Source organism: Desulforhopalus vacuolatus, from assembly GCF_016918505.1.
In the GTDB taxonomy this organism is placed as follows: domain Bacteria; phylum Desulfobacterota; class Desulfobulbia; order Desulfobulbales; family Desulfocapsaceae; genus Desulforhopalus; species Desulforhopalus vacuolatus.
On sequence record NZ_JAFFPZ010000010.1, the window covers coordinates 1 to 20,496 of the forward strand.

The 20,496-nt window shown below is 48.5% G+C and carries 17 protein-coding genes and 2 tRNA genes; 11 read left to right on the plus strand and 8 right to left on the minus strand.

Annotation, left to right across the window (positions count from 1 at the left end; translation table 11 throughout):
- The 6 genes from JWG39_RS08030 to JWG39_RS08055 form a co-directional block, all read left to right on the plus strand.
- Window positions 1–433 (plus strand): hypothetical protein (locus JWG39_RS08030; RefSeq protein ID WP_205218875.1); only part of this gene is annotated, 433 nt, incomplete at its 5' end.
- 92 nt (window positions 434–525) lie between these two features.
- Window positions 526–1,938, plus strand: a complete 1,413-nt coding sequence (gene selA, locus JWG39_RS08035; protein ID WP_205218876.1) for an L-seryl-tRNA(Sec) selenium transferase — start codon at window positions 526–528, stop codon at window positions 1,936–1,938.
- Window positions 1,931–4,105, plus strand: a complete 2,175-nt coding sequence (locus JWG39_RS16930; protein WP_205218877.1) for a tetratricopeptide repeat protein — start codon at window positions 1,931–1,933, stop codon at window positions 4,103–4,105. Before selA ends, JWG39_RS16930 begins: the two co-directional genes overlap by 8 nt.
- A gap of 81 nt (window positions 4,106–4,186) precedes the next feature.
- The gene (locus tag JWG39_RS08045) at window positions 4,187–4,879 is read left to right on the plus strand and encodes an LOG family protein (protein WP_369130594.1); all 693 of its coding nucleotides are present in this window, start codon (window positions 4,187–4,189) and stop codon (window positions 4,877–4,879) included.
- A 235-nt stretch (window positions 4,880–5,114) separates the two neighbouring features.
- Window positions 5,115–6,197 carry a type IV pilus twitching motility protein PilT gene (locus JWG39_RS08050; RefSeq protein ID WP_205218878.1) on the plus strand — a complete coding sequence of 361 codons (1,083 nt, stop codon included), beginning with the start codon at window positions 5,115–5,117 and terminating at the stop codon, window positions 6,195–6,197.
- Window positions 6,198–6,551: 354 nt separating this feature from the next.
- Window positions 6,552–6,734 carry a hypothetical protein gene (locus JWG39_RS08055; RefSeq protein ID WP_205218879.1) on the plus strand — a complete coding sequence of 61 codons (183 nt, stop codon included), beginning with the start codon at window positions 6,552–6,554 and terminating at the stop codon, window positions 6,732–6,734.
- 1,081 nt (window positions 6,735–7,815) lie between these two features.
- Here the strand turns inward: JWG39_RS08055 and JWG39_RS08060 are convergent.
- Both JWG39_RS08060 and JWG39_RS08065 read right to left on the minus strand, forming a co-directional pair.
- On the minus strand, window positions 7,816–10,341 hold the full coding sequence (locus JWG39_RS08060; protein ID WP_205218880.1) for a DNA internalization-related competence protein ComEC/Rec2: 2,526 nt from the start codon (window positions 10,339–10,341) through the stop codon (window positions 7,816–7,818).
- On the minus strand, window positions 10,338–11,624 hold the full coding sequence (locus tag JWG39_RS08065; RefSeq protein WP_205218882.1) for a 3-deoxy-D-manno-octulosonic acid transferase: 1,287 nt from the start codon (window positions 11,622–11,624) through the stop codon (window positions 10,338–10,340). The genes JWG39_RS08060 and JWG39_RS08065 overlap by 4 nt, the downstream gene beginning before the upstream one ends.
- Window positions 11,625–11,688: 64 nt before the next feature.
- Between JWG39_RS08065 and JWG39_RS08070 the strand changes: the two genes are divergently transcribed.
- On the plus strand, window positions 11,689–12,468 hold the full coding sequence (locus JWG39_RS08070) for a 16S rRNA (uracil(1498)-N(3))-methyltransferase (RefSeq protein ID WP_205218883.1): 780 nt from the start codon (window positions 11,689–11,691) through the stop codon (window positions 12,466–12,468).
- Here JWG39_RS08070 and JWG39_RS08075 read toward each other — a convergent pair.
- The 6 genes from JWG39_RS08075 to JWG39_RS08100 all read right to left on the minus strand — a co-directional run bounded on the left by JWG39_RS08075 (window position 12,438) and on the right by JWG39_RS08100 (window position 16,563).
- Window positions 12,438–13,037: a class II aldolase/adducin family protein gene (locus tag JWG39_RS08075; RefSeq protein ID WP_205218884.1), complete on the minus strand. Its 600-nt coding sequence runs from the start codon at window positions 13,035–13,037 to the stop codon at window positions 12,438–12,440. The two genes, JWG39_RS08070 and JWG39_RS08075, sit on opposite strands and share 31 nt — an antisense overlap.
- Window positions 13,038–13,200: 163 nt before the next feature.
- Window positions 13,201–13,285: transfer RNA gene (locus tag JWG39_RS08080), tRNA-Leu, on the minus strand.
- Window positions 13,286–13,379: 94 nt separating this feature from the next.
- Window positions 13,380–14,213, minus strand: a complete 834-nt coding sequence (locus JWG39_RS08085) for a DNA ligase (RefSeq protein WP_205218885.1) — start codon at window positions 14,211–14,213, stop codon at window positions 13,380–13,382.
- 24 nt (window positions 14,214–14,237) lie between these two features.
- Window positions 14,238–14,708: an rRNA maturation RNase YbeY gene (ybeY, locus tag JWG39_RS08090; RefSeq protein ID WP_205218886.1), complete on the minus strand. Its 471-nt coding sequence runs from the start codon at window positions 14,706–14,708 to the stop codon at window positions 14,238–14,240.
- Window positions 14,708–15,661 carry a PhoH family protein gene (locus JWG39_RS08095; RefSeq protein ID WP_205218887.1) on the minus strand — a complete coding sequence of 318 codons (954 nt, stop codon included), beginning with the start codon at window positions 15,659–15,661 and terminating at the stop codon, window positions 14,708–14,710. Before JWG39_RS08095 ends, ybeY begins: the two co-directional genes overlap by 1 nt.
- Complete coding sequence (locus JWG39_RS08100; protein ID WP_205218891.1) at window positions 15,658–16,563, minus strand: thioredoxin domain-containing protein; 906 nt, start codon at window positions 16,561–16,563, stop codon at window positions 15,658–15,660. The genes JWG39_RS08095 and JWG39_RS08100 overlap by 4 nt, the downstream gene beginning before the upstream one ends.
- A 216-nt stretch (window positions 16,564–16,779) precedes the next feature.
- On the opposite strand from JWG39_RS08100, the gene JWG39_RS08105 reads away from it, so the two are divergent.
- The 4 genes from JWG39_RS08105 (at window position 16,780) to clpX (ending at window position 20,397) form a co-directional block, all read left to right on the plus strand.
- A tRNA-Leu gene (locus JWG39_RS08105) sits at window positions 16,780–16,863 on the plus strand.
- 74 nt (window positions 16,864–16,937) lie between these two features.
- Window positions 16,938–18,287: a trigger factor gene (gene tig, locus JWG39_RS08110; RefSeq protein ID WP_205218892.1), complete on the plus strand. Its 1,350-nt coding sequence runs from the start codon at window positions 16,938–16,940 to the stop codon at window positions 18,285–18,287.
- Window positions 18,288–18,451: 164 nt separating this feature from the next.
- A complete protein-coding gene (gene clpP / locus JWG39_RS08115; RefSeq protein WP_205218893.1) occupies window positions 18,452–19,051 on the plus strand; it encodes an ATP-dependent Clp endopeptidase proteolytic subunit ClpP in 600 nt (199 codons plus the stop codon).
- A gap of 68 nt (window positions 19,052–19,119) precedes the next feature.
- Complete coding sequence (gene clpX / locus JWG39_RS08120) at window positions 19,120–20,397, plus strand: ATP-dependent Clp protease ATP-binding subunit ClpX (protein ID WP_205218894.1); 1,278 nt, start codon at window positions 19,120–19,122, stop codon at window positions 20,395–20,397.
- The last annotated feature ends 99 nt before the right edge of the window (window positions 20,398–20,496 follow it).

Genomic DNA, 20,496 nt, shown 5'->3' on the forward strand with positions numbered 1-20,496 from the left:
CGAAGATAGTTTCTTACAAGTTGTAAGAGCTCGTTTTTTTAGAATTACAAAAACTTGCTCATTGAAGTCAAAGACTTCGAGAGCTCATTTGTTTTGTTATTATTCAGTTTTCAAGGATCGTTACTTTTCTTCCTGTAATCAGGAAGATGCGGTGCGAATTCCGCTGTGCAACAGGAGCAAGTTTTTACCAAATTCTAACCGCTCTGTCAACACTTTTTATTTTCTTTTCTTTCCTGCCGTTTGCTTTCCCTGCAGTGCAGTTTTTGCGTCCGGCAAGCCGTCAGTATTTATCATTTCTGATTCATCCTGTCAACTCTTTTTTTTACTCTCCGATGCAGAGTCTCTGTGGCGTCTTGCCCATGTCATCTGCAACGAAGGCGGGAATATACGTGATCGAAGAATAAAGGTCAAGAACAATCTCAAAACAGTTTGATAAAGAAAGAGACAAACTATTTCCTTTCTACTATTATTGCGTTTTTACTGCTTGTTATCAGACTTCTTCCTCTCTTCCATGGAAATATCAGCATGACTCACCCCTCTGAAAATCTCTTGCGGGCCCTCCCTAAAATTGATGAATGTCTACTGCTACTGGAAGGCCACACTCCACCAGGTGCACCCCGACAACTGATTCTCAAAGCGATACGCACTGCCATTGAGCAGGAACGGCGTGTTATTTTGTCCGGAGGTTCGAGTTCCGCTGTTTCCTCCGAAGAGTGGCAGGAACGATTTCTTTCACGTCTTGCTGAGATGACTGCTCCTCGTTTGCGTCGAGTCTTCAATGCCTCTGGAGTGGTGATTCACACCAATCTTGGGAGATCTGTCCTTTCTTCGGCGGCCTGTAACATGCTTCATCTTGCCGGAGGTTATTATTCAAATCTTGAATTTGATCTTCATACAGGGCAGCGGGGCAGCCGATATGATCTTGTTGAGGATATCCTCTGCGATCTTACCGGAGCGGAAAGTGCGATTATCGTTAATAATAATGCTGCTGCCGTCCTCATTGCCCTTGATACACTTGCAGGCGGGAGGGAGGTTATTGTGTCGCGCGGACAGCTTGTGGAAATCGGAGGATCCTTTCGTATCCCCGATATCATGGCAAGGAGCGGGGCCCGGCTTGTTGAGGTTGGCGCGACCAATCGTACTCATCTCTTTGATTATGAAGATGCTGTTACTCCAGAAACTTCGCTGTTATTACGTGTCCATACATCGAATTTCAGAGTTATAGGTTTTACCTCAGAGGTTTCCGTAGAAGAAATGGTTTCCCTTGGCGCAAAACATGATGTGTTGACTATGGAGGATCTGGGCAGTGGTTCTCTTGTTGATTTTTCCCGTTATGGCCTGCCCAGAGAGCCGACTGTGCAGGAGATCGTCAAAGCCGGGGTTGATGTCGTCACCTTCAGCGGCGACAAACTGCTCGGCGGGCCTCAGGCGGGAATCATTGTCGGACGCCGCAAAATTATCGATCGAATTAAAAAAAATCCCCTTAATCGTGCGTTGCGCATAGATAAATTTACTCTTGCAGCTCTCGAGAGTGTCCTTCGTGAATATTATGATATTGAACAGGCTCTTCAGAAGATTCCAACTCTGCGGATGTTGACGCAATCCCCTCAGCAGGTTGAGGAGAGATGTGTACGACTGCTGTCTTTGCTTGATACTGCTCTGCAGAGAGATTTCAGTATTAAATCCGTCTTCTCACGCGTTGGTGGAGGGGCCATGCCAGAACATTCTATCGACAGCAGGGCGCTCTACTATAATGGAGAGGTGACAATCCAGTCCCTCGAAACAGGGCTTCGCAAGATGGCAGTGCCGATTATCGGACGCGTTGAAAATGGTCACTTCGTTCTTGATATGAGAACTGTTCAGGAGCGTGAAATTCCTGAACTTGCACAAGAACTGAATCAATTTCTAAGCAGCACAGATGGAGAAATACGTGGTTGAAAATTTTCCTGTACCGTTTACCGACAATCATCTTCAACACGAAGATTTTCAGCTCTTTTCGAGTTCTTTTGCGGCTCGAACGGAGGAGATGCTTCCTACAGTGAAGGAAGTTCTGTTTTTCAACAGTGAGGAATTACCTCCACATTCTCCTGAGAATGCGGAGAGTGAAATGCTGAAGAAACTCTATCGACAGATTATGTCTGGTGAGCTCTTTTATGGTGTTGCAGATGGAGTTCTGCTTTTCTCCTTTCAGTTCCTGGATGCTCCACCGGTAATTACAGCAGGATATGGTGGAGACAGCGAGTTTTTGCGTCGGCTGGATGAGATTTGGCTTGAAGAGGTTCGTGAAAAACTTGAAGGTGAATTTACCCTTCTGCGTGAAGCACGAATCGATCAGGAAACCGGACTTCTCAACCTTGCCAACCTGCAATCTGTTCTCGATTCATGGGATACAACTCCGGGATTCTTCCTGCTTCTTGTAGAGCTTCCCGGGCGCCGCCAGACCTGGCTGCGCGATCACCGGTACCTTGAGCACTGCGCCCGCGCCCTGCGAGACTTTGGTCCTGACAGGTCAACCCTTCATTATATAGGAAGTCTCACCTTTGCACTTCTTCTCTCTGCCGATCCTGCGATGGATATTCCCGGGAACCACGATTTTGAAAAAAGACTGGTCGCCTGGTTAAAAAAAGAGGGCTGTTGCCGGGTCCATATTGGCAGCAGTAGAAAGGCTGTTCCGAACGAGGAAAATCACACTGCGGGACGGACTCTGCTGAATGAAGCATGGACAGCCCTGCAGTACGCTGAGAAGCGTGGTCCTTTCAGTTTCTGTACCTGGCTGCAACTGGCCTGGCCTGACCTGCATCCACTTGCTCCTGCATCGTCAGGTGTGCGCAGAAAGATCAGTCGCCTTGCAGCAAAAGAAAAGCAGTTTGAACTTCTGCTGGTTGAGGCAGATGATCACAATGCCCTCCTTCCAGATTTTGAGGAAGAATTTACGCATTCTGCTGTGATCAGTGACGATTCTGTCTCTGCCTGGTTTTTCTTTCCCGTATCGAAAAACAGTGAGGCGATGAAGCTGGCGAAGCAGCTCATGAACAGAGGAGAGGCGAAGGGCCGAACGTTCTCTGCAGGGATTGCCATTTTCCCCTTTTATGATTTTCGTAAGAGTGAAATCCTGCAGAATTGCCGCAAGGCGCTGATTCATGCCTCTTTTTTTGGCAGCAGCAGTGTTGTAGAGTTTGATCAGACAAGCCTGAATATCAGTGGTGATATTTATTTCGGAGATGGTGACCTTATCTCAGCCGTGAGGGAATATCGCCGTGGGCTTGCTTCGCCTCCTGTTAATCCGGATGGGTCGGAAGAGATCAATCTCTATAACAGCCTTGGAGTGACTCTGGCGTTGATGAATCGCACTGCCTCTGCAATGGAGAATTTTAACGCGGCGCTGCGTCTCGCTCCGAAGAACTTCATGGCAATGTACAACCTTGGTCTTGCTCTGCATGACAGTGGAGAAGACGAGACAGCTTTTCTTTCTTTCGAAAAGGCTTTGCTCAGCTCTAAACGGGAAGGTAGTGAAGAGATTGATGATGAAACTCTGCAGGACCTGCTTTTTCAGCTTGGGAATGCGGCCTGTCTCTGTCGGCGTTTTGCAGATGCAGATCGATATTTCAACGAATGGCTGAAGAAAAATACGGACCAGCGTAAAAATGGAAGAGTGTGGAGCCGCCTCGGAGAGGCCTGCCATGGGCTCGGCGAATTTCGCCGCGCCCGTGATTATCTGCAGAAAGCGCTCAATCTCGATCGTTTTAACGCTGTCGCAATGGCTTTACTCGGTGACACCTATCTGCAGACCGGCGAGGGGAGTGACATTGCACTGACTCTTTGTCGGAAAAGCCTGGAGATAGAGCCGCAAAATTGGGCCCATCGAATTATCTATGCCCGTGCTCTTGCGGCGGAAGGACAGTTTGCAGAGGCACGAAGTGAACTTGCGGACTGCATGCGGAGCAAGCGCTGGCGCAGTGCCGCCCGGCTTGAAATGGCTCAACTCTGCCTCGCAACAGGGGAAAAGCGCTCGGCCGAGCGATGGTTTCGGCGAATTCTTGATTCAGAAAAGCATGGAAATACGACATATATCGCTGCCAGAACAGGCCTGAAAGCATGTCGTTAATCTCCTTATATAGAGTGATAGCGCACAGGCATTGCCATCCAAAAATTGAAAATTCAGGAAATATAACAGGAGAAAAAAGTGATAACGAAAAGATCTTTCGGAAAAATTGTCAAGGATCCGACCTACGACTTAAGTAACGCGAAAGCCAGTGATTCCTGGCGTGTTTTTCGTATTCTCGCTGAATTTGTTGAGGGGTTTGATGGTCTTGGTTCCATAGATACCACGGCAGTTACCATTTATGGTTCTGCACGAACAAAGCCCGGGGAAAAGTATTATAAGCTGGCAACAGAGATTGCCCGGGGGCTTGTCGATGCCGGTTTTGGCATTATTACCGGCGGAGGACCAGGCATCATGGAGGCCGCAAATAAAGGGGCTTCTGAAGGAGGCGGCGTTTCGGTCGGGCTTAATATAACCCTTCCCCATGAGCAGGTGCCGAATCCCTATACTAATTTTTCTATGGATTTTAAGTACTTTTTTGTGAGAAAGGTTATGTTGATGAAATATTCTCAGGGCTTTGTCTGTATGCCGGGTGGCTTTGGTTCGATGGATGAGATCTTTGAGTCTATAACTCTTATTCAGACGAAACGTATTGAACCGTTTCCCATTGTTCTTTTCGGGAGCGAATTTTGGGGCGGGCTGGTGGAGTGGTTGAAGGAGCAGATGCTTTCCTCCGGGAACATTGCAGAAAAAGATCTTTCTCTCTTCACTGTATTGGATGATGTAGACGAAGTTGTACAATTTTTGACGGAAAGAATACCTGCTGTTGATAAATAATGTTTCATATAATGAGAGGGTACCCTGAATATTATTTGGGAATCAGAAAAGATTAACTACAGGGTACCTTGAAACAGCCTGCATTTGTTCATATTCGAGACACAGGAGAAAATTTACCGCAGATCCAGTTTGATATCGGAGCCTGGCGCTTCCCTCCGATGATAATTTTTTAACTGTAACGAAGAAAATGGGCGAAAGACTGGCTATTCAGGGTCTTCTACAGAGGTAAAGTGCAATGGCACAGATTGATGGTTTTTTTAAATTGATGAACGATGAGGGGGCATCCGACCTTCATATGGTTGCCGGGCAACAGCCGGTTTTGCGTATCCGCGGCGATATGGAGCGGGTAAAGTTCAAGCGTCTTGAAAATGATGCCCTGCGTATGATGTTATATGAGATCTGTCCAGAAGAGAAAATCCGTGTCTTTGAGGAGACCGGTGATGTGGATTTTGGTTATGAGATTCCGGGCATGGCCCGTTATCGCTGTAACTATTTTCAACAGAAAAATGGTGTCGGTGCTGTTTTTCGGGAGATCCCCAGCGACATCATGACTGTTAAGGAACTTGGCCTGCCAGGAGTTATCTCTCGCCTTTCTCAGTTGCCCAAGGGACTTGTTCTTGTGACCGGGCCAACCGGTTCTGGGAAGTCTACCACCCTTGCCGCTATCATTGATGAGTGTAATAGAACTCGCAAAGACCATATTATCACTGTTGAGGATCCTGTAGAATTTGTTCATCAGAGTCAGAAGTGTATTATCAACCATCGTGAAGTCGGAACGCATACCAGGAGTTTCACTGCTGCCTTGCGCGGCGCGCTCCGTGAGGATCCGGATATCATTATGGTTGGTGAGATGCGCGACCTGGAAACCATCTCTCTCGCCATGGAAGCAGCCATGACAGGTCATCTCGTTTTCAGTACTCTGCATACTCTCAACGCCATGAAAACAGTTGACCGGATTATTGAAATCTTTCCAGCCAACCAGCAGGGGCAGGTTCGTTCCACTCTTGCTGATTCACTGCGTGCAGTTGTCTCGCAGACACTCTTCAAGCGGGTGGATGTAAAGGGGCGTTGCGCGGCATTGGAGATTCTGATAGCCACCGCTGCAGTACGAAACCTGATCCGTGAAGGAAAAACCTTCCAGATTATCTCCTCCATGCAGACGGGGAAAAAGTATGGCATGCAGACCCTGGATGATGCCATTGAAAATTTTCTTTTGAAAAAACAAATCAGTGCAAACGATGCGTATACGAATTGCATTGAAAAACCCCGTTTCCTCAAATACTTGAAAAACGCGCCTTCAGACTTCACTGAAGTCTAATTTCAGCTATTTTTCAAGAAATCTTCAACGTAGAGCGGCGGTGGCCTTTCGGGTTCTCCGCCGCTTTTTTCTTTTCGATTCCTGTTATGCTTTTGTCTCCTGTTTATCCATTCACGGTTACAAACGACAAAAGGAACCACGAATGGACACGAATAAACACGAATTATTACTGAAAAAAAACATAAGAGAATGCCCTTGTGGTTGAATTCGGTCTGTTCTCATGCTCCTGGTAAACCACGGAAGACACGGAAAGCTCGGAATATTAGAGCGTAAAACGCTCGGGCGCATTCCCATTTTCCCGGCTACCATGAGCCTGTTATACCATTTCCATTTTGTATTGATTCATCACCATTGATGGAAAATCGGCACGGCAGTGGTTTCCCACAATGTTGTTGTGTAGACAAGGCATGCCTTGTCTCTACGGTGGCGGCAATCAGCGAAATGGCGACTATCACCGATCCCCCGCGAAACAATACACGCCATGTTGTCATAACGGTGACATTACACATCCCTGGTGAAAAATCGCTACAACAGTGATTCCAGCAATGGTGTTGTAGAGACAAGGCATGCCTTGTCTACACTGTGACGGGAAAGGTAACGATAACAGTGGAATTACACAACCATTGGTGGGCTAAACTGGTAGTAATTCCCGGAATTATTAAGAGCAGGTACAACCGCGATTGGGCCCCCAAATGAGGCATAACTTAATAGGAATGGTATTACCCATAAACATAAAAAACAACACTATCAGTCCAGAAGAGAGATTGCCGTGAAAAATAACACAAAATAAGCAAGTTAGAGTAATTGAGAGGCCCGCCATTCCCATTTTCCCGGCAGGCTAAACCTAGAAAAATTGAGGGTTTTAGCGGACAGTTATTATTGACCGGGAAAATGGGAATGCGCCCAAACGCTCAACTCCGATTTTCGGATACTCCCAAAGTTGATTAATAATCCTGGTTTTAAATTTGTTACTTTAAGATAATTGATGTTTTCCGTGTCCTTCCGTGTTTTCCGTGGTAGCCAATCTTATTCATAATACTCCTCACTGTACGGCTTAACTTCGGATGCAAACGTTTTCGTTTAATGCGTTGTCCCTGTTCGTGAAAATTCGTGTCTATTCGTGGTTACAAATTGCAAAAGGAACTACGAATGGACACGGATAAACACGAATTATACCATTCCTATTAAGTTATACCCCGTTTTGCATCCTGTTTATCCATTCGTGGTTACAAACGACAAAAGGAACCACAAAAGGAACTGCAAGAGAAACCACGAATGAACACGAATGGACACGAATTATTACTCATTCATAATCGCCCAAAATTGCCTTCCCGCTTTAAATAGAAAAATTCTTTGTTTTCAAATTCTTTTTGCCCTTATTCGCCTTATTCGAGCAGTTATTCGTTGGCAAAAAGTCTTTTCGCTTTTACTTTCCTTAGCATTCTTCGCGGTAAAAAATGTAGTTGATATTAGTGAAAATTAGTGTCCATTCGTGGTTACAAAATGCAAAAGGAACCACGAATGGACACGGATAAACACGTATTATTACTCATTCGTCATCGCCAAAAAAGATGTCCACGCAGTTGCGTTCTCTGGTTAACACAAAATGGAAATGGTATTACAGCAGTATTTCAATTTTCTTAAGGGGAAGAAGAGGATTGTGATTCGGGCGTTGCCAGTGAAAAAGCCGCCATCCTTTCTGCAGAAATTCAATCTCTATTGTCCCATAGTGTCGTGTGTCAAGAAGCGGGATATTTCTCTGCTTCAGCTCTTTAATCAGGCTTGTCGAGGGAAAAATTCCTGGTCGATCTCCATTGGAAACGAAAACAATTTGGGGATTGAGTCGGTTGAGCAGTTCTGCACTGTTGGATGTTTTGGAACCGTGGTGGGCGGCAAGCAGCAGACTCGTTTGATGAATTTTCCCCATGTCGATCAGCATCTGCTCTGCTTCTTTATCAATATCTCCGGGAAGGAGGATTTCCTTATTTTGAAAGCGGGCAAGCAGCACCAGACCGCGGTTTTTCGTTTTCCTCTTTCTTCTATCAGGAAGGCCAAAGTTGTACAGACAGAGAAGGTGATTGCCAGAAAGGGTCTCTCCCGTGGCGGGGCTGAAAACTTTGCTGCCAGCGTTAACTGCAGATTTCTCCATCCTTGCAACCAGTTTGTTTTTTTCCTGCAAAGCCCGAAGGTAGAGAGCCTGCGGATGAAAAGTCTGTACAATAAAGGGCAGTCCGCGGGTGTGGTCTGCATCAGAATGGGTGGCAACCACTGCATCAATGCGGGAGACCCCCTTACTCCAGAAAAAAGGGGCAATAGCTCGTTTACCGAGGTCGCGGGTAAAGACTCCGCCTCCTCCATCCACAAGAATGCGTTTCCCATCAGACCATTCAAGAAAAGTGGCGCTGCCTTGCCCTACATCAAGAAAGACCGCCCGGTTATGATGTGCTGGAGGATGGAAAAATAAAAAAGGTGCTGTAGCAAGCGGGAGCAGTCCGGGAAGAAAGGCCGCGCACCTGACAGACAGTCGGCGTTGTGCCGGATTCCAGCGGTTATAGAATGCTCCCAGTGCCAGCAGGCCGAGGGCAATGTAGAAGAGCAGTGTGCCCACTGCAAACCACGGTTCCTCTGCGGCGATGGCAAAAGAAGCGCAGGGTAAAGATGCAAACCATTTTACAAGACAGGTGGAAAGTTCCATCGGCAGACTGGCCAGCTTCAAAAGCAGAGGACCGATCGGATTCCCGGCGTAGAGAAAGGGGAGGGCGAGCAGGCCGAGGGGCAGAGTGATGAGACAGAGAAGCGGCTCTATCAGCAGATTGGCGAGGGGGCCGATTGCGCTCAGGCGATTGAATTGAACAATGGTTACAGGGGCAGTGAAAAGGGTAATTCCACAGGAAAGAAAAAATGCAGCAGCGATGCGACCGGCCCAGGTGGCTGTAAGGGTGACACGCTTTTGTCCCACTTTTTCCATGAGGGGGATGAACAGAAATATTGCCGCGACAGCAAGAAAAGAGAGTTGAAAGGAGGCCGTGTAAAGCTGCAGCGGGTTGAGGATCAACAGGGCGAGAGCCGCTGTGGCGAGCAGCGTTGATGATGAACCCACACGGCGTGTGATTACTGCGCAGGTGACCACGATTGCCATTATGACAGCCCGCAGGACGGGAGGGTTGAGACCTGTCAGAAAGGCATAAAAGAGAAGGAACGGCAGGGTGGCACAGAATGAGAGAATGTGTACGGGGTAAAAGAGCAACAGATGTTCTGACTGGCTTAACAGTAGATAGAAGAGCAGATAGAGAAGTCCTGAAACTACCGTGAGATGCAGGCCGGAGATGGCCAGAGTATGCAGTACTCCGGCCCTTTTGAAGTTTTCCAGTGTCTGGTCATCAACTCCGCTGCGGTCGCCGAGGAGAAGGGCACGGAAGAGAGTGGCATTCTTCTCGGGCAGGGACGTATTGATTGCTCTGGCGAGGCGGGTACGTGTGCGCTCGGCGGCAAAGACTGTTCTGTGGATCAGAGAGTGCTGAACAGCTGGCAGCCGGGTGAAAAAGAGTGAAGAACGGCTGAAACCGGTGATGGTAATTCCTTGTGTTGCAAGGTAACGGGTGTAATCAAAGGTTCCCGGAGTACGCCAGCTTTGCGGTCGCTTGAAGGTGGCACGAACCATCAGTCGGTTTCCCGGCAGAATATCTTCTGGCCATGGGCCTTCAAGACTGACCGTTGCCCTGCCTGTCACCGGCTGAAAATCACTGTCGGCGAAACGAACCTCACTGCACTCAATGGTTGCCGAGCTTGTGCGATCGTTCTGCTTCGCCATTTTCAGCATCGTGCCGATAATTACTGCATCTCTCTTTGCAGGGAAAGAATAGAACACGTTTGAGCGTATCGGCAGACGTAGAGCTGTGGAGACGAACAGCGCCCCGAGAAGAAAAGCAAGAAGATACAGGGGGAGACAGGAAGAAGTTTTTCGTGGTCTATACTTTATAAAATACCAGCAGGTTACAGTTGCGAGGATCGCAATAATAAAAAAAAACGGCTTCAATCTTCTCTCGGGCAGCAGCCAGTAATGGCCTGCCGCGATGCCGGTAATGAAGGCAACAGTAAAAGGAACAAGAACGTAATGACGGGAGAGAAGAACTAAATATTTCACCGCTTCGTGTTCAGGAAGGTGCGAATCAGGTCCAGGTGGCGTTTAATGACACCCTGCTGACGCAGCACACATTGTCGGGCCTTGTCGCCTGCCTTGTGTCTTTTCTGTTTGTCAACAAGCAGAGGCCGCATGAAATTTGCCAGTTCCCCTGCATTGTGAACTGTGGTGGCGGCACCTTCCCGTCGCAGATCTTCGGTTATTTCACTGAAATCTTCCATTGACGGACCAAAAAAAACTGGATGACCAGCCAGGGCAGGTTCGATAGGATTGTGTCCCCCATTTTTCACCAGTGAACCGCCAACAAATGAAATTTCGCCAAGCATGTAGCAGGTGGCAAGCTCACCGATGGTGTTGAGAATTAAGACATCTTTTGCCTTCTCTTCATCTGTACGCAGTACGGCGGGAAAGCCTGCCCTGGCACAAATTTTCTGCAATTCTACTGCCCGGGTAACATGACGCGGGGCGAGAATCAGGAACAATTTTGGAAACTCCTTTTTCAGGAGCGCAAAACTTGCCAGCAGGATCTTTTCTTCTCCTGGATGGGTGGAACCAGCGATAAAAATGGTACGCCCTGCAGGCAGCAGTCGGCTGATCTCCTCAAGCACGGCGCTGTTTTTGTCTCCCTGTGCCATGGTGTCAAATTTGAGATTGCCGAGGGTATGCAGATGTTCCGGGGGGAGACCGAGGCTCTTAAGCTTCTCGGAATCAGCAGTTGTCTGCAGGCAGAGGGCTGTGAAGCTGGCGAACATCGGTGCAAAGAAAAAGCGCAGTTTCCTGTAGCCGGCAAGGGCCTCATCAGATACTCTGCCGTTGACCAGCAGAGTCGGGACACCGCGTCGGTGCATGATGTGAAGAATATTTGGCCAGAAATCAGTCTCCACCAGGATATAACAGTCCGGTTCAATTCTGTTGTAGAAGCGGAGGACCACCGGCAGGATATCGAAAGGGCTGTTGATAACAATATCCGCAAGGTCGTGCATGACTCTGTTCGCGACCCGACGACCGCTGCGGGTGGTAACTGAAAAGATAATTTTGCTTTCCGGCCAGGCTGCGCGAATTCCTTCAAGCAGGGGTACTGCGGAGGTTGTCTCGCCAACTGAGAGGGCATGCACCCAGAAGGTGAGGCGCTTTTCTTCGGGTTTCGTCAGAAAATTTCTTATCCCCCATCCCAGACGTGAGGGAGTACGGTGGCGATATTTCGCCCGCCCCAGGACCACAAGGGCCAGAACCGGTGCAAGGATCGGAAGAAGAAGGAGTTGCAGAAGGTTATACAAAAAGAGCATGGGAATCACGGGGAAAGTGGAGGGAGCGCAGCTGGCTCCATCAAATGGTTTTCGGAGAATAACTATGAATATAATACTCTTCAATGAGGAAGAAATACAAGATAACAATGTGTTGCTGAAGGATGCCCGGGCAGAACATATTGTCAAAGTACTGCGGGCCGAAATCGGTGATTCAGTGCGGATGGGGGAAGTCGGGGGGCGGCTCGGCAGGGGAACGATCCTCGTATTGCAGAAAAAATATCCCTTTGAAGTGTTGCTTGCCGTCGAATTAACCGAAGAACCACCGGAACAACCCGCTCTGGATCTTATCCTGGCTCTGCCCCGGCCGATTATGCTCAAGCGTATTCTCAGCCAGGCCACGGCTCTCGGCGTCGGTACTTTTCATATCATTCAGAGTCGGCGGGTGGAAAAGAGCTTCTGGGAGAGCAACCTGCTTGATCCGGGAGAGTATGAGCTGCATCTCCGTCAGGGGCTGGAACAGGCGGCGGTGGATACCCGCCTGCCGGAGGTGATCTTTCATCGCAGGTTCAAATCTTTTATAGAGGATTTCTGGCCGCGACAGAAGAAAAAACATGAACTGCAGCTCATTGCCCATCCTTTCGGAGAGAAAACACTGGCGGATCTGGTCAGTGGAGAACGGGGGCGTATTGCCCTCGCTGTTGGTCCGGAAGGGGGGTGGATAGACTTCGAAGTGGAACTGTTTCAAGCGGCGGGTTTTCGCTGCTGTACCATGGGAAGCCGTATCCTCAAGGTAGATACGGCGGTGGTGGCTCTTCTCGGGGCAGTCAATGCTCTGCGGGAGGGTGGAGCGGTTCAGCTGGATTCGAGCAGGCTGAGCAGTTGATGCAGAATGGAGAAGGTCTGCCGGGCAGCAATGTTTATATCTTCTCCAAGAGAGATAAAACCATGGTCTTTAAGGATGAAAAAGTCCTCACTTTCCGCCAGTTCCAATCCGGCCCGGGCCAGTGCCTCGGTACCATATTCCAAAAACTGAGGGGTGATGGGCAAGCCGAGTTCTTCGGCGAGCCTGGTCATGATATCGCAGTGGCCATGGAGAATGGAACCGATATCTGTACGGTTCTGATATATGAGGTGATGCATAAATGTTTCAGAGGATGGTACCGCAAGACCGTGGTAATCAAGAGACATCTTTTCTTCATCACAGGCGGTGATATGGCAGAATTGCTCTGGAGTGAATTCTTCGACGGGAGTCATCCCTGATTTACTGATGAAAAACTCCGGTTCTTTTTCTCCCCGGCAGGAGAAATTGCCATAGGCCCCGTTATCGTGCAGTGGAGCCAGACCCAGTTGTGACAAAATCCAGGCGGAACGATTCAGCTGTGCAAGGTCGTCCTGGTATGAGAAGGAAGGGGAGATCTGGTGACAGGTGAATTTTATGCCGGTGTATGCCATTACAGGCCTCGTTTGTGTTAATTTTAAGAAGGATAAATGTTGAAAAGGTAAAAAGGGATAAGAAATGAGGGGAAAATCCCGGCGCTGTCACCTGAAGAGAAGGGGGCAGAAGCACCAGGGAAGGGGAAGCTGTCGATCTCTAAAAAATCTTAAACAACATTGCTGGTAGGCGGAGCGGGAATCGAACCCGCATGGCTTGCGCCAGGGGATTTTAAGTCCCCGATGTCTACCAATTCCATCATCCGCCCATTCACAAGTGTAAACGTATTCACTTCTTTATTATTACGTGATACAGCTTTTACCATATTTGATTTTATGGTGTCAATCGACAATTATCGTATTTTATCTCTGTTTTATTACATTCACCCTGAGAAAGACGGGAAAACGTGGTTTCCCTCCGTCCGTCCAGCCCTGATGTTTAAAGGTGACGATTGTCCCGATTGCCGGCGGATTGAGACGATCACTTTTTTTCAGGCCACTGCCAATCCTGAACACCTGCCCATTTGGAAGTCGGCAACTGAAGGCGCCGAGCATTCCGACAAAATGTCCCCTGCCTTCATGGTGTGCTGTTACCACACACTCGTCATCCTCAAAACTTTTCACCTTCAGCGCGTTCGCGGTGCGCTTCTTCTCATACGGTGCATCGGGATTACGAACCACGACTCCTTCACCTCCCTTTGCCTCAATATCACGGCGGAATGCCTCAAGATGGGCATTGTTTCGGCATGGGATCTGTTCCAGAATATGAATGCAGGGAGTGGGGTGCAACTGCAGCCAGTCAGCGAGTTTTATCAGACGATGCTGCAGGCCGCCTCTGGCATTGGGAACATCAAAGATATTGTAGGTGATTTCCTGCCATTTTTCGCTCGGCCGGTGGTCCATGACAATGCTTTGAATGTTCTGGAAGTTTCCCCGGCGGGTCCAGAGTTCGCCGTCGATGGCAAAGGGTGGAAGTTTCTTCACAAACCACTGAGGGGCGGCAATCCCTTTCCCGCTGCGGGTACACAGTATCCTGCCATCCCAAATCGCACGGATACCGTCAAGTTTTTCACTCATCAGCCAGCCAGAGACATCCTCACCTTTCCATGTTTTCAGGAGCAGTATGTTTTCTTTCGCCAGAAGTTTTCCAGGGGAAAACAGAAAGAGCAGAGAAAGCAAAACGATAAGAAGTTTCATTCATCCTCCGTGGTAAAATGTCGATTACAGGCCAAATTCGGCAGGAGTAATTATGTTCTGCAGCTCTTTCTCCCGGGCAAACATCTGTTGTGCTTCTTCTCTGGAGCGCTCATGGTCCATGCCGAGAAGGTGAAGCAGTCCGTGAACGGTCAGCCAGCACATGCGCCGGGAAAAGGGCTGGGCATACTCTTCTGACTCCCTGCATGCGGTATCAAGGGAGATGAAAATATCACCAAGTTCGTATACCGGCAGCATTCCCAGAAAGGCTTCAGCACCATCAGTAAAAGGGAAAGAGAGGACATTGGTGGCCTTGTCCTTGTGTCGGTAGGTCTTGTTAAGGTGACGAACTTCCTGATCATCTGTCAATACGAGGGAGAGTCCATATTTTGCGTGATCTGTTTCTTTGAGCAGGGCATCGGCGAAGTGGGCAAGTGCGTTCCCGTCAAAGTTAAAATTTTCAAAGTGCGGATGGTGTACGGTCAGGAGTGTCGACATTATTTCTGCTCATAAGCGTTGATAATTTTCTGCACCAGCGGGTGGCGTACCACGTCTTCCTTGCCAAAGGCGCAGAACTCAAGACCAGGAATGCGATTGAGCAGCTTTTGGGCTTCAATCAAGCCGGACTGGGCGTGGTTGGGCAGGTCAATCTGTGTAATGTCGCCGGTAATTACCGCCACAGAATCAAAGCCGATGCGGGTGAGAAACATTTTCATCTGTTCTCGGGTTGTATTTTGTGCCTCATCAAGAATGATGAAGGCATTGGTGAGCGTGCGGCCGCGCATGAAAGCCAGGGGGGCGATTTCAATTATTTTTTCCTCCATCATGTCAATTGTCTTTTCGGCGCCGAGAAGTTCTGCAAGAGCATCGAGCAGGGGGCGCAGATAGGGATTAACTTTCTGAGCGAGGTCGCCGGGGAGAAAACCAAGTTTTTCCCCAGCTTCCACTGCTGGCCGGGTCAGGATGATTGACTGAACTCTCCCCGAGGTAAGTGCTGCCACCGCCATGGCCACGGCAAGATAGGTCTTCCCTGTACCTGCCGGGCCGATACCAAAAACGATATCGTTGTTCCGCAGAGCGTCAATATAACGCTTCTGATTTGGTGTTTTCGGGGAGATAATGCGATTGCGGGTGGTAACATAGATCTTATCAAGAAAGATGGAGTCAAGGCGGGCATCAGGGTTGCCCTGGAGGATCTTCAGGCCAAAGGCAATGTCGGCGGAATAGAGCGGATAACCGCAGCTGAGAAGATCATAGAGCTGCTGTAAAAGTTCTGCAGTAAGGTCAACATCACAGGGCAAACCTGTGATGCGTACGTGGGAACCGCGGGCTTGAAGAGAAACACCTGCACTTTTTTCAAGCATCTGCAGATTTTTATTGAGGTCGCCATAAAGAGTGGAGGCCCGGGTGTTGTCAGAAAACTCAATAACCCGTGTGGTCTGCGATTTCATACTGAGTGTTTTTTCTCCTTCAGGATTGAATCAATCATTGTCTGGAATCCTTCAAGTGAACGGTTGCCAAGTGGCCAGCCATCAATAAAAATGGAGGGAGTACCGTTCACCCCGTTGAGCTGGCCTTCCATCAGATCAGCACGAAGTTTATTGGTTGTTTCATTGCTGGTGACGTCTTCTTCAAAGCGTTCTATATCAAGATTGAGCTTTTTGGCAAACCCTTCAATGGTCTCTGAATCAAGGGAGTCAGAATTGAAAAGCAAGTCGTGCATCTCCCAGAATTTGCCCTGATCACCTGCTGCTACGACTGCTCTTGCTGCATTTTCTGCCTGGGGATGGATAGTTATGAGCGGCATGTTTTTGAAGTAAAGGTTGACCTTTCCCTTGTTTCTTTGCAGCACTTCATCAAGCACTGGCGGTAATTTGTTACAGAAAGGGCATTGGAAATCAGTAAAAACAACGATGGAAACAGGGGCGTTTTTATCTCCCTTCATTGGGGTTGTTGCAAGGTCGAAATCTTTGTGAAAGGTTACGGAAAGTTCATTGACTGCACCACTTTTGCTGTTGAGCAGATAGACTGTCGAGCCGTCCGGACTGATGTCAATCTTATCCATACCGGAGGCAACGGGAATGGTGCCGAGTAATTGGCCCTGAGTACTGGTTTCATCCCCGAAAATTTTCACTTCTTTCCTGTCGGTAAGTACGTAAAGCCGCCTGCCGCCGAGGGAGTGAACCATATCAATTGCACCACTGTTTATCTGCCATTCCGGCAGCTTCTGCCAGCGGATCTGGTTGTCATAACCAGGGGCATCAGAGCCGGGAGGAAGGGCAGAAATACTGCTGGCACTGAGAAGCAGGGCACAAAGAGCTGTGGGGATGATCTTGCTGAATGTGAAAATCATGGGGATCCTTTTTTATTTCTGTGGAGAAAAAATTGTTCTTTCAATCTCACCATCGTATTTACGGTATTCGAACCATAAAGAAGATAATTCGTTAGAGTTGATTTCGCAAGCAGAGGGCTTTCAGCCTTCGTTTCGGCATAATCTCACCATGTTAAGCTTGACGAAATTCACCATTTGCAGTAAAAAAGAGCGTTTCGCTGGTGTCAGGAAGCGGTTGCGAGGGTGGCGGAATTGGTAGACGCACCAGACTTAGGATCTGGCGCCTTTGGTGTGGGGGTTCGACTCCCCCCTCTCGCACCATAAATTATTGTAAATCAGAAGCGCCGGAACCGTCTCGGCCTGCTGTGAATTCAGAAAAAAAGGATGGGATTTGAATGGATGTCCAAGTAGAAGAGCTCAGCGCTCTCACCAGAAAACTTACAATTACGCTGCCTTCCGACATTGTGCAGCCCAGGCTTAAAGAAGCCTACGACAAGCTCATGAGTGAGGCTCGCCTGAAAGGGTATCGCCGCGGCAAAGTGCCCCGTTCTGTGGTGGAGAAATATTACAAGGGCCAGGTTGAAGGAGAGGTGGGCGAAAAGCTGGTTCAGGATAACTATTTTGACATTGTGGAGAAACGTGATGACGTGGACCCCATTACCCATCCTGAAATCAAAGATGTAAAATATAACGATGACGGCGGCTTTACTTTTATTGCCGAAGTTGATGTCCATCCTGTCTTTGAGCTTGGCAATTATAAAGGCCTTGAGATTGAGAAGGAAGTTGTTGAAGTCAGCGACGACGAAATGCAGCAGGAACTTGAGCGGATGCAGCGCAGTAAAGCACCTTTTGAATCTGTTGGAGACCGTGCGGCGCAGAAAGGTGATACTGTTGTCGTTGATTTCCAGGGCTTCTATAAAGGCAATGCCATGCCTCAGGTGAAGCAGGAAAACTACTCTGTTGAGCTTGGCTCAGGGAAAATGGGGACGGAGTTTGAAGAAAAACTCGTCGGCATGAAAAAAGACGAAGAGGGAACTCATGAAGTAGATTTCCCCGAGAGCCATCCCAACCCGATGCTGAAAGGCAAAAAGATTGCATTCAAAGTTATCATTCAAAATATTAAAGAGCGTGTACTGCCTGCAATTGATGATGATTTTGCCAAAGATGTCGGAGAGTACGACTCTCTTGATGAGTTGAAAGCTGCTGTAAAAGAGCGTCTGATCAGTCGTCGTCAGAGTGAAGCCGATGGTGCTGTTTCTGACAAAATGGTGCAGAAGCTCCTTGAACTCCATGCGTTCGAAGTACCGAATCGTCTCGTTGCCTATGAAATTGATCAAATGATCAAGCAGACCGAACAGCAGTTTGAACAGATGGGCATGAGCCTTGAGGCTGCTGGAATTAACCGTGATACTCTTGTGGAACAAAATAAAGAGCCCGCTGCCCAGAGGGTTCGAGGTGACTTTATTCTCAAGAAGATTGGAGAGGTTGAGGAGATCAAGGTTGAAGAGGAGGATATGGATCGGGGCTTCAAGCGAATTGGTGACATGTACAACATGCCGGTTGCCAAAGTGAAGGAGTTCTTTAAAAATCGCGATGATCTCCTGCCGTTCATAGGCGAACTTCTCAATGAAAAAGTTCTCAATTTTCTGCGCGAGAGCGCCGTTATGATTGAGCCCGCCGAGAAACCTGAAGAGGCTGCTGTTGAAGAGGCTGCCGTTGAAGAGAAGAAAGAAGACGGCGAATAATCTGTAGTCTTCTACCGAGAGAGGCCTGGCCCTGCTTGCATCCTGCGTACCGCGACTTATTGTTTTTGTGCTGGTGCAGGTGAGGGCTTTACCTCACGATATATCGACTGCATCGGGCCGCGTGCCCGTGCAGTCGAACTTATTTCAGGATCAAGGAGATTTCGATGAGTGTCATACCCATGGTGGTAGAGCAGAGTCCACGTGGAGAGCGGGCTTTTGATATATACTCCCGGCTGCTTAAAGAACGTATTATCTTTATGGGCACAGCTGTAACTGACGATGTCGCTAACGTAATTGTTGCTCAGCTGCTGTTTCTTGAAGCAGAAGATGCGGAAAAGGATATTACTTTTTACATCAATTCTCCCGGAGGTTCAGTGACTGCCGGCATGGCGATTTACGATACCATACAGTATGTGAAGTGCGACGTTGCCACGCTGTGCATGGGGCAGGCTGCCTCCATGGGGGCCTTCCTGCTGGCAGGCGGCTCGGCGGGTAAACGTTACAGTCTGCCTAATGCGCGCATCATGATTCATCAGCCGATGGGTGGATTTCAGGGGCAGGCGACGGATATTGATATTCATGCCCGTGAGATTCTCCGCATGAGAAAAGATTTGAACACCATACTCGCAAAACATACTGGAAAGACACTGAAAAAGATTGAAGTTGATACCGAGCGTGACAATTTCATGAGTGCGGATGAAGCGAAAAAATACGGTCTGATCGATAAGGTTCTCAGCAGGCGTGATGAACTGGAAAAGGAATAAAAATTCAGTGATTTACCCCGATTGTACAGGCTTTTCGGGGTGACCTTCTGAAATACTGGAAGTGGATTATGAGCGACGAATATAACGACGAAAGCACTGCACGCTGTTCCTTTTGTGGTAAAGGAAAGGATGAGGTGAATCGCCTTGTGCAGGGACCGGACGGAGTACATATTTGTAATGAGTGTGTACTGGCGTGCCAGGAAATTATTGAGGGAAGCGAGAAAGACGATAAAAAAGAGGAGGAGCATGCAGAAGAAGCTCTCACGCAGCTCACTCCCCGGGAACTCAATGATCACCTCAACGACTATGTTATCGGTCAGGACTTTGCAAAAAAAGTACTCTCTGTTGCGGTGCACAACCACTACAAGCGCATCAATGCGCCGGTGGGTAATGACGATACCGTGGAGTTGCAGAAATCCAATATCATTCTGCTTGGTCCGACGGGAAGTGGTAAGACTCTGATTGCCCAGACGCTGGCACGGGTGCTCAATGTACCGTTTTGCATGGCCGATGCCACCACCCTTACCGAGGCCGGATATGTTGGTGAAGATGTGGAGAATATCCTTGTCTCTCTGTTGCAGGCAGCGGATTACGATGTAAAAAAGGCACAGCGTGGTATTATCTATATTGACGAAATTGACAAAATTGCCCGCAAGGCAGACAGCCCCTCGCTTACCCGTGATGTGAGCGGGGAAGGGGTGCAGCAGGCACTGTTGAAAATTATCGAAGGAACTGTTGCTTCTGTCCCGCCCAAGGGGGGACGCAAACACCCGCAGCAGGAACTGGTGCAGATCGACACCACCAATATTCTTTTTATTGTTGGCGGGGCTTTTGTCGGTCTTGACAAGGTTGTCAGTCGCCGCAGCGGAAAAAAATCCATTGGCTTTGGCGCGAAGGTAATCGGCGAGAAGAAAAAAATCGGCGAACTGCTGCAGCAGACTCAGCCGGAAGACCTGCTCAAGTTTGGCCTTATTCCCGAGCTGGTCGGACGCCTGCCCGTTATTGCCACTATGGAAGAGCTGGAAGAGAATGATCTTATCCGCATTCTCAAAGAACCAAAGAATGCGTTGACAAAGCAGTATCAGCGACTTTTTGAGCTTGAAGGAATTACATTGCGTTTTACGGAAGGTGCGCTTACTGCTATTGCCCAAAAGGCTCTCTCCCGCAAAGCAGGTGCCCGAGGTCTGCGTTCTGTCATTGAAGAGGCGATGCTGGATGTAATGTTTGATCTTCCTTCCCGTGAGGGTGTAGAGGATTGCCTGATTAATGAGGAGGTAATTACCAACGGGGATTACCCAACCGTTCTCTACAGAAAGGATCTGGAAGAGAAACGGAAAACGGCCTGATTCAGGACATGTGGGTACCTTGAAACAGTTTGTATTTCGTTCATATTCGAGGCACAGGAGAAAATTTATCACAGGTGCTTATACCGGCTTACTGTTCAT